General features: G+C 66.4%; 11 protein-coding genes and 2 tRNA genes. 5 read left to right on the plus strand and 8 right to left on the minus strand.

Features of this window, described 5'->3' with window-relative positions:
* Positions 1–21: 21 nt before the first annotated feature.
* The 6 genes from V7787_RS31135 to V7787_RS31160 form a co-directional block, all read right to left on the minus strand.
* Positions 22–1,242: an RtcB family protein gene (locus V7787_RS31135; RefSeq protein ID WP_336091264.1), complete on the minus strand. Its 1,221-nt coding sequence runs from the start codon at positions 1,240–1,242 to the stop codon at positions 22–24.
* Between the two features lies 1 nt (position 1,243).
* A complete protein-coding gene (locus V7787_RS31140) occupies positions 1,244–2,122 on the minus strand; it encodes a hypothetical protein (RefSeq protein ID WP_336091265.1) in 879 nt (292 codons plus the stop codon).
* Between the two features lie 147 nt (positions 2,123–2,269).
* Positions 2,270–3,400, minus strand: coding sequence for a slipin family protein (locus V7787_RS31145; RefSeq protein WP_336091267.1), 1,131 nt, complete (start codon positions 3,398–3,400; stop codon positions 2,270–2,272).
* Between the two features lie 425 nt (positions 3,401–3,825).
* Positions 3,826–3,900: transfer RNA gene (locus V7787_RS31150), tRNA-Asn, on the minus strand.
* 1 nt (position 3,901) lies between these two features.
* Positions 3,902–3,971, minus strand: a tRNA-Thr gene (locus V7787_RS31155).
* A 743-nt stretch (positions 3,972–4,714) separates the two neighbouring features.
* Positions 4,715–5,272 carry a cysteine hydrolase family protein gene (locus tag V7787_RS31160; protein WP_336091269.1) on the minus strand — a complete coding sequence of 186 codons (558 nt, stop codon included), beginning with the start codon at positions 5,270–5,272 and terminating at the stop codon, positions 4,715–4,717.
* 66 nt (positions 5,273–5,338) lie between these two features.
* On the opposite strand from V7787_RS31160, the gene V7787_RS31165 reads away from it, so the two are divergent.
* Complete coding sequence (locus V7787_RS31165) at positions 5,339–5,836, plus strand: Lrp/AsnC family transcriptional regulator (protein WP_336091270.1); 498 nt, start codon at positions 5,339–5,341, stop codon at positions 5,834–5,836.
* Positions 5,837–6,060: 224 nt separating this feature from the next.
* On the opposite strand, the gene V7787_RS31170 is transcribed toward V7787_RS31165, so the two are convergent.
* On the minus strand, positions 6,061–7,050 hold the full coding sequence (locus tag V7787_RS31170) for a polysaccharide deacetylase family protein (RefSeq protein WP_336091271.1): 990 nt from the start codon (positions 7,048–7,050) through the stop codon (positions 6,061–6,063).
* Positions 7,051–7,176: 126 nt separating this feature from the next.
* On the minus strand, positions 7,177–7,500 hold the full coding sequence (locus tag V7787_RS31175; protein WP_336091273.1) for a DUF6249 domain-containing protein: 324 nt from the start codon (positions 7,498–7,500) through the stop codon (positions 7,177–7,179).
* Positions 7,501–7,873: 373 nt separating this feature from the next.
* Here V7787_RS31175 and V7787_RS31180 point away from each other — a divergent pair, with 373 nt between their 5' ends.
* The 4 genes from V7787_RS31180 (at position 7,874) to V7787_RS31195 (ending at position 10,196) form a co-directional block, all read left to right on the plus strand.
* Positions 7,874–8,440 carry an RNA polymerase sigma factor gene (locus V7787_RS31180; RefSeq protein WP_336091275.1) on the plus strand — a complete coding sequence of 189 codons (567 nt, stop codon included), beginning with the start codon at positions 7,874–7,876 and terminating at the stop codon, positions 8,438–8,440.
* Positions 8,437–8,937, plus strand: coding sequence for a hypothetical protein (locus V7787_RS31185; RefSeq protein WP_336091277.1), 501 nt, complete (start codon positions 8,437–8,439; stop codon positions 8,935–8,937). The genes V7787_RS31180 and V7787_RS31185 overlap by 4 nt, the downstream gene beginning before the upstream one ends.
* A gap of 337 nt (positions 8,938–9,274) precedes the next feature.
* A complete protein-coding gene (locus V7787_RS31190; RefSeq protein ID WP_336091278.1) occupies positions 9,275–9,832 on the plus strand; it encodes an RNA polymerase sigma factor in 558 nt (185 codons plus the stop codon).
* 130 nt (positions 9,833–9,962) lie between these two features.
* Positions 9,963–10,196: a RebB family R body protein gene (locus tag V7787_RS31195; RefSeq protein ID WP_336091280.1), complete on the plus strand. Its 234-nt coding sequence runs from the start codon at positions 9,963–9,965 to the stop codon at positions 10,194–10,196.
* Positions 10,197–10,394 lie beyond the last annotated feature (198 nt).

A 10,394-nucleotide genomic window follows, 5' to 3' on the forward strand; every position in this document is an offset into this window, starting at 1 on the left:
GTCTAAAGCGCATCCTTGCGCTCAACCCTTGATGCAGACCACCTGGCGCAAGGTGTGGACCACCTCAACCAGATCGGCCTGTGCCGCCATCACCGCTTCGATCGGCTTGTACGCCGCCGGCGATTCGTCGATGACCGCCGCGTCCTTACGGCATTCCACGTGGGCCGTGGCCGCACGGTGGTCCTTCAGCGTGATCTTCTGCCGCGCTTCGGTGCGGCTCATCACCCGGCCGGCGCCGTGGCTGCAGCTGTGGAAGCTGTCGGCGTTGCCCTTGCCGCGCACGATGTAGCTGCGCGCGCCCATGCTGCCGGGGATGATGCCGAGCTCGCCCTCGCGGGCGCTGACCGCGCCCTTGCGGGTGACCCACAACGATTCGCCGAAGTGGTCCTCGCGCTGCACGTAGTTGTGGTGGCAGTTGACCGCGGTCTTTTCCAGCTGGAACTTCGGCAACTGGATGCGCATGGCATGCAGCACCCGATCCATCATCGCTTCGCGGTTGTGGCGGGCGTAGTCCTGCGCCCAGCCGACCGCTTCGATGTAGTCGTCGAACAAAGGCTCGCCTTCCAACAGAAAGGCCAGGTCCTTGTCCGGCAGGTGGAAGCCGAGCACGCGCCGTTCCAGTTTCAGCCGAGCCAGTTCGATGAAGTAACTGCCGATCAGGTTGCCGGTGCCGCGCGAGCCGGAGTGCAGCATCGCCCAAACCGCGCCGGCCTCATCCAGACAAATCTCGATGAAGTGGTTGCCGCCGCCGAGCGTGCCGATTTGCTTGTCCAGCTTGTCGGTGCGCAGCTTGCGGTGCTTGGCGTGGATCGCGTCCAGCCGCGTCGCCAGGCCCGATTTGGCCAGCCGCGTGGCATGGCTGTCGGGCAGGCGCCGGTGTTCGCCGCCGCGGCCGTTGCCGACCGGGACGCAGTGCTCGATCGCCGAGCGCAACTTGGCCAGGCTGTCGGGCAGATCCTTCGCCCGCAGCGTGGTGCGCACCGCGGCCATGCCGCAGCCCAAGTCGACGCCGACCGCGGCCGGGATGATCGCGCCGCGGGTCGGCACGACCGAGCCGACGGTGGCGCCTTTGCCCAAGTGCACGTCCGGCATCACCGCGACCCAGGGCCCGACGTGGGGCAGGGCGGCGATGTTGCGCAGCTGCCGCCGCGCGCCTTCGTCGATCGGCACGCCGCGGACCCAGCCTTTGACCGGCACCGCGCCTTCTTCGGCGTGGAGCAGTTCGTAGCTTGAGGTACTCATGTCAATGTTCCTTATGAAGCAGGCCGGTTCGTATCGGCCCGCGGTACTTGAAGGCGTTGCGAGCCCGAGGCGCGGCGAGCAAGCTCGCGGCGTACGAATCGGGTTCGGTGCCGTTGCGAAGTCCGTGTTGCAGCAGTTCGGCGCGGCTCAGTTGTCGCTTGCTGCGGGCGTACAGCGAACAGGCGCCGTACTGCCGGCAGCGTTCGCCGCCGCAGTTGCCGATCTTCTTGTGGCTGACCGCATCGAAGACGTCCTGTTTTTCCAGGCTGCGCCTGCGTTGCCCGGGCTTGCGCACGGGCTCGCGCGGCGGCACCGGCGCGAGTTCGATCTCGTACCAGAGGCCGTCGATGCGCCGCAGCTGGGTGCGCTCATCCAACTTGCGCACTTCGTCCTGCCATCCCGCCTGCCGTTCCTGCACCGCCAGGCAATGCGCGCGGCGGCGTCGCAGGCGCAGCGCGATCCCGGCGTCGTTGCGCATCAGGCAACCGTTGCGCGGGTCTACATACAGCCGTTGCCAGACTTCGTTGAGCGGCTTCAAACCGCCCCAGCTCTGCATTACATGAAGTTCTCCATCGATCTCGAACAGCCGGATGGCGACGAAATTGTCGATATGTTGGTGGATGTGTTGTTGAACGGTGTTGCGCCGGTCCACGCGCGCGCACAGTTCGGAGTAGACGAAATCCCAGCGCCGGCCGACCTGACGTTCCAGATAGCGTTGCAGCGGGCGCAGGTTTTCGTTGAGCCATTTGGGGTCGTGACGATGACGGAACTTCAGGCTCTCGCGTTGCCGGTCGTCTTGCCGATCGCGCGGAGGCCGCGAGGAATGAAAACCTCCTCGGCGCGGCCGTTCGACGATCACCTTGTACATGTCGTTACGCATACAGATTGGGATCCGATAGATATCCCCGCGCCGCGGCCCACGGCCGCGCACGGTGAGATGGCCGCCCCTCGGGGCGGCGTTCGCGTTTTGCCGGCGGCTTGCGCGCTATCGGAATCCGGACGGCAGCGATGCCGTCCGGTCCAGCGTTCAGCCGTCGCTCTTCAGGCTGACCAATTGCTTCATGACTCCCTCCAGACCGCCGAACACGGTCAACTTGTCGATCTTCTCGGTGATCTTTTCCAGCGCCTCGAGTTCCTTCAGGCGCATCAACACCGGGCTTTCCTCGATCAGCTTGGCGGTGTTGAGCAGGCTGCGGGTCGCGTTCGCCTCTTCGCGGCGACGGATCACGTTGGCCTGCGCGGACTTCTCCGCCTGCACCACGCCGTTGAGGATGTCCTTCATCTCGCCCGGCAGGATCACGTCCTTGACGCCGACGCCGAGCACTTCCACGCCGACCGCGCCGATCGGGCCGCGCACGGCGGCGAAGATGTCCGCGTCCAGCGAAGCCTTGTCGCCGAGCAACTCATCCAGGGTCTTGGACGAGATCGCCTTGCGCAGTCCGTACTGCAACTCGCGGTAGACGTGATCGGAGTACTTGGCCACCTGGGTGCGCGCGGCGACCGGATCGGTCACGCGCAGGCTCGCGGCCAGATTGACGCGCAACGACACCTTGTCGCGGGTCAGCAGTTCCTGGCCGGAGACTTCCATCGACTGCACGCGCAGCTCCACGGTTTCCACCGCGACGTTGTTGCGCAGGTTCCAGAACGCGTACGCACCCGGCTCCAGACGACGCGCGAACTTGCCGTCGACGAACAATAGGCCGGCGGATTCGGTCGGGACGTTGCCGGCGACGGCGACGCGCGCGAGGTTGCCCAGCTGACGCAGACCGTTGACGACTTCGCGCTCCAACTCCAGGCCGTCGCTCAAGGCGATGGCGCGGATTTCGATGGTGGCCAGGCCCTTCCAGTACAAGCGTCGGCTGCCCGGCGCGAGCACATCGGCGATACGGCCGTTGCGCAGCATCAGGCCGACTTCGTCGTTGCCGATGTCGGCCAGCACGAAGTGTTCGCCGAGCTTGTCGCCCAGGCCGACGATCAATGCTTCACCGTCGGTACCGGCGTACTGGCTGTTGGCGATGGAATGCTCGACCAGCTGCAGATCGCGCTTGAACTCGTTGAGTCGGTGCACGCCCGGGCCGAGCACGCGCTCGATCCGGCGGTTGCGGTAAACCAGCACGCGCTCGGCATCGCCGACCACGACTTTCTTCATCCAGAACATGATTTTCTCCTTGGCGTTCCGGTGGTCCGATCCGTGGCGATGGCCGTTGCGACCGAATCGGTTGTCGCAAGGCGCTGTGGGTGCGGCGCGATAGGCGCAGCGGGACTCGCGTCGTGCGTTTTCGCACAACGTTGTGGCGGGCTCGCCGCGTTGAGCGGCGAACGGGAATAGGGCGGAAACGCCCCGACGCCGGCATCGCGGAACCCGCGCGCGGTGAGCGCGGGATCGATGCCGCCGGACACCGCGACGATCCTTGTCGCCGATGTCCGCGCCGCGCCGTCCTTGCGCCTGCTGGGCGCGGGTCCGGCGGTGCCGCCGTTGCTGCGTTCGGCCGCGCGTCCCGTGCCGGCGACGTTTGCCGAAACGCCGCGCGGGGCGTTTCCTGGGTTGGAACTTTCGTTCCTTTACGACTGCGTTTCAGGCAGTGGGTGGGATAGCGGGATTCGAACCCGCGTATGCAGCATTAACCGTGCTGTGCTCTACCGCTGAGCTATATCCAGTGTGAAAGAATCGGACTCGAACCGATGACCTGCGCACTAAGTCGCCGCTCTGACCTCTGAGCTACCTTCCTGGAGCAAAACCCAACCACGCATTCGGCATACGCCACGGCAAAGCCGCGCGCACCGGACGGGACTTGAGCCCGTACCGCGGACATGCGTTTATGAGGTTCTGCTTATTGCCGTCCGTTGCCGGACGGCAATGCGTTCGGGCGCAAGCGCCCATGTTTGTCGATCCCGCGCACCGCTCGTGCCGAAGCACCCAAGCACGGCGCTGTAAGCGCCTCCACGGTCGAACCCCTTCCTCTCGGATGCTTCGGGGCCGCGCGATCGTATTGTTTTTAAGGGGTTTTGCAGTGTTCCTTTGCGGACGCTGAAACGAAAACGCCCCCGGTGTTTGACCGAGGGCGTCAGCGTTCCTCGGAAGATCGGGGCGACCGATCTCCCTTGGCGAAGGAGATCAGTCCGGCGTGATTTGCTGGTCGCTGCGACCGCGCATCGACAACGCGCAGTCGAACCCGCCGGGGCACGAAGGCCGCGGTGCGTTCTGCTTGGCGATGTGAATGTCGAAATGCATGGGAAGGCGGTCGGTTGGATTGCGTCGCAAGGACGATGGGCGCGAACTCTACGCGGGCGAAATTACGGATGCAAGACCGTTCGTCGTGTCGCGAAAGGTTTTGTTGTGGGTAGGAGTGCGGCGAGGAGTGTCGATTGCGATGCTGACTGCGGGGGCGTTTGCCCTCACTCCGACCCTCTCCCGCGCCCCGAAGGAAGTCACCTTGGGTGGCAAGCGGGAGAGGGAGAGAGACGATGTCGCTTAGATCGCTGCCAGCAATATGTCGGTGTCGATCACTTCGGCGAACTCCGCGCGCAAGGTCGCCAGATGTGCGCGGGCGATGGTTTCGGCGGGGATGATCGCGCCGTCGGCGTCGGTCAGATCGAAACAGCAACATGCATCGCCGACCACCACCGTGCGGTAGCCTAGATTGCTCGCCACTCGCGCGGTGGTCGATACGCACATGTCGGTGCTGATGCCGAACAGGATCACGCAGTCCACGCCGAGCCGACGCAAGCGCAGATCCAGGTCGGTGCCGATGAACGCGGCGTTGACCGACTTCCCGATTACCGCTTCGCTCGGCAAGGGTTCGAAGCCTTCGCGAAGCGCATTGCCCGGATGCGATGGATGCAGCGGCGATCCGGTGTGCACCGAATCGTGGCGCACGTGGATCAGCGGCAGACCGCGTTGGCGCCAGGCCGCCAGCAATCGTTGGCCGTTGCGTTCCATTGAAGGATTGTCGCGGCGGCCCCACGGCGGATAGTCGAAGCCGCGTTGCACGTCGATGGGGATCAGGGCGGTGTTGGGCGAAAGTTTCATGGGGCAGGGGTCCGTGATTGGATCGACGGCCGCGATACGGCCGCGCCCCATCCTGCGGATTCGCCTATGCCGGTCTCAACCCGGCAGAATGACGGCTCCGGCCGGCGCGCCGCCCCTGATACCGCCACGATGAAGACGCTGGACGAAGTCGACCGCAAGCTGATCGCTCTGTTGCAGGACAACGCCCGTCTGTCTACGGTCGCCCTGGCCAAGGCGGTGGGGCTCTCGCGCAGTACCGTGCAGGAGCGTTTGCAGCGGTTGGAATCGGCCGGGGTGATCGCGCAATACACGGTGCGTCTGGGCAGCGGCGCCGATCCGCTGTGCGCGTGGCTGTTGTTGCGTTACGCCGAAGGCTTCAGCTGCGACGACATCGTGCCGCCGCTGGCGCAATGGCCGCAGGTGCGGCTGGTGCACAGCGTGGCGGGGGAAACCGATCTGATGGTGCTGGTGGAGACGCGCTCGCCCAGCGAGCTGGCCGATCTGCGCGAGCGGGTGGCGGCGATGAAGGGGGTGGATGATGTCACTACGATTCCGATTTTGCGTACGGCGTTGGATCGGTTGTAGCAGTTGTAGCGTGGTCGTGCCTTTGTGGTCGACCGCACCGAAATTCCCCACCCTCCCTACCGTCATTCCGGCGAAAGCCGGAACCCATTTTGACGTTGCTGTTATTGCGGTGTGGGGCTTGGAGCAAAAGCAAGATCAAAATGGGTTCCGGCTTTCGCCGGAATGACGGTAGGGGAATTTCGACGCTACGGATCGCCGCAATCGCGATGTGTGCGGTTGCAACCTCACTCCGAATCGAGCTGAGCCAGATTCATCACCCACTCGGGCACTTCCGGCTCATTGGCGAAGAAGCTCGCCGGTTTCTTCTCGCCGATCGCCCAACGGTGCAGCCAGCTCGGCCCGGCCGGGCCGGTGTAAGCGTCGGCGCGCTCGTAGGCCGGATCGCGCATGGCTTCGTCCAGGCCGATGAATCGGTAGCCGCGCTTGCGCGCCATCGCGATCAGGTCGCCGTAGCAGGCCGCGTTGAGCGCGTTGGCGTGGATCAGCCAGACCTGCGGCAGGTTGTAGCCGAGCAGGGCGATGGACTGTTGTTCGTAGTAGTCGAGCTTGCGGCCCATGTACTGGACGTAGTCGCGGCGCAGCTTCTTTCTGAGTTTGTCCGCGTCCGGCGCGGCGGCCGCGCGCAGGTAGGCGCCGGCCCAGATCCAGTCGGAGTTGTCGACCGTCACCGGCGCGATGCGGTAGCCGTGCGCGGACAGGAATTGCGCCAGATCGGTCTTGTCCTGGGCGCTGCGGCCGGCGCGCAGATACGGATGGCGGAACCAGTGCGGGGTCTGGCCGCGGCTGCTCAGCAACGGGCGCAGCTGGCGTTCGCCGCGCAGGATGTCGTCGCGGTACGCCGGCAGGCCGACCGCGTGCAGATCGGCGTGGCTGAAGCTGTGGTTGCCCAGGGTCGCGCCGGCGTCGAGCCAGTCGCGCAGCATCGCCAGGCGCTCGGGTTGCACTTGGCCGTCGGCTTCCAGCTTGCCTTCGTTGACGAAGCCGATCGCGGGCACGCCAGCCTTGCGGATCGCCGCCATCAAACGATGGTGGTCGGCGAGGATCGATACGGTTTCGACCTGCGGCAACTGCACCCAGGGCAAGTCGTCGACGGTCATCGCGATGCGCCGGTCCGGCGCGGTCTTGGCGGGGCCGGGTTGTTTGGCCGCGGCTGGCGCCAGCGCGGCGTGGGTGAGCAACAACAGGCAGGCGAGCAGCGGGGCGAGCGGGCGCATGCGGATCTCCGGTCGGGGACGCAGCGATGATCGCTGCGTCCGCGCCGGCTGCCTACCGCCCGAAGTCGCAGCTGCGCAGCCGGTCGCGCAATCGGCGCGACGCGGCCGGCGGAGCCGCGCCGGTGCTCAGTCGAGTTTGCGCGAGATCACGTAGTACGCCAGATTGCCCAGGCCGACCGCGGCCAGCAGCACGGCGATGGTGCCGGCGTTGGCGTTGCGCCAGCCGGCGGCTTCGATGATGCCGAAGCCGATCGCCAGCAGCACCATGACGATGCCCCAGCGCAGCGCGCCGTGGCGGCGGCGGATGTCTTCGTCGCGGGCCATCGAGCGCAACAGTTCGTCGTTGCCGCCGGTTTGCAACAGTTTGCTGCGGAAGCGCGCTTCCACGACGATCTTGATCGCGAAGACGATGCAGACGAACAGGGTGATGGGGACAAGGATCTCGGGCATGGCGGCAGTCTCTTCGGGTTAGGGGCTCGCTGCAATGGATACGGGGCGGTCGCGGGCGGTTGCAGGCGGTCGGAAAGGCGGGGGGAATGGTTGGGGGGCTGGCTTCGGCCCCAGGCCCTCAGCCCAGCCCACCCGGGTCCAAACGCTTGGCGTTTGGGCGTTCGCGGACGCGCGAGCCAGTGGCTCGCAGGCGGCGGCCACTCTCTCGGCAAGCGGGAGAGGCAGTGGAACTGGCGGGGGACCAGGTGAGAGAGGGCGCTGGTAACCAAGGGCGACGGACAAGTGACAGGTATCATCGCCAGACCGGTGGCTCGGCACTGCAACCGATGGCGCCTAGGCCGCATCCTGGTTCTCCGATGACCGGTCCTACCCCATGAACGACGATCGCAGCCTGGTCGAAGCCGTCCTGGCTCGCACGCCGGGCGCGTTCGAGCGCCTGGTCCGCGAGTACCAGGGGCTGTGCTGGCACATCATCCAGCGGATGGTCCGCCATCCCGACGACACCCGCGAGCTGTGTCAGGAAGCGTTCCTGCGGGTGCACCAGTGCCTGCATCAGTACCGCCACGAGAGCGCGCTGAAGTCCTGGATCGGCCAGGTGGCCTATTCGGTGGCCAAGCGGCATCTGGAGCGCAAGCGCATCCCGATCGTGGAAACCCCGGCCGATGAGGACGCGCTGTCGCCGCTGGAACTGGTCAGCGACGGCTTCGACCTGGAAGCGGCCTGCGCCGACGAAGAAATCGCCGCCGGCCTGCACGCCGAAATCGAGGCGCTGCCGCCGTTGCAGCGGACGCTGCTGACCCTGTATCACCTGGAAGAAGTGCCCATCGGCGAGATCGCCAAGATGACCGGCCTGGCCGAGGGCACCATCAAGAGCCACCTGTTCCGGACCCGCGCGCGGCTGCGCCAGCGTCTGGAAGAACGGCTGGGAGAAATCGCATGAACCGCAAATCCGACGACATCCGCTCCGGCGCCGAGGCGACCGATTTCGACGATCGGCGCATCGCCCGCGAGTGGGACTTGCAAGAACGCGCGCAACGCGATGAGCGCGCCGGCGCGCCGATGAGCGAAGCCGATCCGCGGCTGGCCCAGTACCGGTTGCTGACCCGGGCCCTGCGCGCGCCGGTGATGGAGCCGATTCCCTACGGCTTCGCCGAACAGGTCGCGCGCCGGGTCGAGGCCGCCGCCGGCGCCAGCGACCGGGTCGAGCGTTATCTGCAGCAACTGCTGCTGGTCGCGCTGGTGGTGGCGGGCGCGGGCATGGCGTGGTCGGGCAGCGCGAATTGGTTGCCGAGCCTGCAGGCGCCGTTGCAGCAACTGCCGCAAGGCAGCCTGACCTGGGGCGGATTGGCCGGCGCATGCTGCTTGCTGACCTGGGGATGGGACGGGCTGGCGCGTTTGATCGGCGCGGACGCGCCTAGCGGCGGTCGGGCCGCCTGAGCCGCGGCGCGCGCGGCTTTGCCGTATCGGAAACTCGACCCGGCTTCGAACCGCTGCTTGGTTTAGGCGCTCCTCGCGCGTGCGCGCGCACGGCCGCGCGCCGCCGGCGACTGTGAGCGCCGACATGCTTTAAACGATCACTCGCGCAGGCGCGCGCACGCCGCCTGGCATGCGTTCGCGCGCGTGGAAGCGACGCATCGCGCGTCGGATGTGTTGTATCGCGACGGCGTGCGCAGTTCCTCGCCATCAGCGTCCCGCGCGTGTCACCCAAGTAACAGCCATCGCCCGACCCCCTCACCAGACTCGGCTCACATGCCGACAACAGGAGAGGCGAGTGATGGAACGTACCCGGCCGGAACGACCCGATTTCAAGGCCGCAGATGAAATGTTCGCCAATGCCTGGCGGATCAGCCTGCCCGAACTGGAAGCGCGCGCGCGCCGCTTCGCCGAAGGCCAGCGCGATCGCGCCGAGGAATTGCTGGCCAATACCGCGATCAAGGCGTTGCTGTTCATGCGCCGCTCGCCGGAGACGGTGACCGACCCGTGCGGATTTTTGTTCGTGGTGCTGCGGCACGTGTTTTTGGACAGCGTGCGCCGGCGCGGCCGCGACCGCGAAGTGTTCGACCGCAATCGCGAAGTCGACAGCGAGGCCGGCGGATTCGCCCACGACGGGCTGTCGGCCTTGCAGAAACTGGAGCTGGATCAGCAGCTCGACCGGGTGGTGGCCGCGGTGGCGCGGATGAGCCGCGAGCAGCGCCGGTTGTTCGCCTATCGCTTCATCGACGACCTGCCGTATCCGGTGATCGCCGAGAAACTGCACATCAATCAACCGCTGGCGCGCAAGCGAGTCGAGCTGTTGCGCAATCGCCTGAAGCTGGCGATGAGCCGCGACTGATCCGGCGGCCGCGCGTGGCCGTTCGCGCGCGGCCGCGTCGTTGATTCCGGCGTCGGCGCGTTTCACAAGGCCGGCCGGACCGCGTTCCACCCGAATAGACCCGTAACCAAATCAACCCAAGGACAGGCTCATGGCCGATACCCCCGTCAACTCGCAGATCACCGACGCCGTCACCCAGACCAACGTCAAGGTGGTCGCCGAAGCGCCCGCGCAAGCCATCGCTTCGCTGTATCAGGTGTCCAGCCATTCCACCGGATTGGCATTGCAGAACGCGGTGCACAGCCAGCAGGTGCTCAATCAGATCTCCAGCGCGGTGGTGTCCAAGGCGGTGCAGTTGATCATGGCGGTAGGCGACAAGACATGAGGCGCGCGGCCAAGCGTTCGGGTAGTGGGCGAGCGGGATGGGTTCGGCGCGCGGGAGAGTCGCGATGAAGTTCTGGTTCGGTAAAGACAAGAATCCGCCGGCGTCGGGGTCGCAGCCGGCATCGCCGTCGCAACCGTCGCAACCGGCGAGCGCCGCGGTCGCGCCGGCGAATGCGGGCGCGGCGCCGATGGCGGTGGG

It is taken from the genome of Pseudomonas sp. CGJS7 (genome assembly GCF_036961695.1).

Coding starts and splice junctions, on each gene's coding strand:
- V7787_RS31135 (WP_336091264.1), bottom strand. CDS start 1,242: ATGAGTACCTCAAGCTACGAACTGCTCCACGCCGAAGAAGGCGCGGTG.
- V7787_RS31140 (WP_336091265.1), bottom strand. CDS start 2,122: ATGCGTAACGACATGTACAAGGTGATCGTCGAACGGCCGCGCCGAGGA.
- V7787_RS31145 (WP_336091267.1), bottom strand. CDS start 3,400: ATGTTCTGGATGAAGAAAGTCGTGGTCGGCGATGCCGAGCGCGTGCTG.
- V7787_RS31160 (WP_336091269.1), bottom strand. CDS start 5,272: ATGAAACTTTCGCCCAACACCGCCCTGATCCCCATCGACGTGCAACGC.
- V7787_RS31165 (WP_336091270.1), top strand. CDS start 5,339: ATGCCGGTCTCAACCCGGCAGAATGACGGCTCCGGCCGGCGCGCCGCC.
- V7787_RS31170 (WP_336091271.1), bottom strand. CDS start 7,050: ATGCGCCCGCTCGCCCCGCTGCTCGCCTGCCTGTTGTTGCTCACCCAC.
- V7787_RS31175 (WP_336091273.1), bottom strand. CDS start 7,500: ATGCCCGAGATCCTTGTCCCCATCACCCTGTTCGTCTGCATCGTCTTC.
- V7787_RS31180 (WP_336091275.1), top strand. CDS start 7,874: ATGAACGACGATCGCAGCCTGGTCGAAGCCGTCCTGGCTCGCACGCCG.
- V7787_RS31185 (WP_336091277.1), top strand. CDS start 8,437: ATGAACCGCAAATCCGACGACATCCGCTCCGGCGCCGAGGCGACCGAT.
- V7787_RS31190 (WP_336091278.1), top strand. CDS start 9,275: ATGGAACGTACCCGGCCGGAACGACCCGATTTCAAGGCCGCAGATGAA.
- V7787_RS31195 (WP_336091280.1), top strand. CDS start 9,963: ATGGCCGATACCCCCGTCAACTCGCAGATCACCGACGCCGTCACCCAG.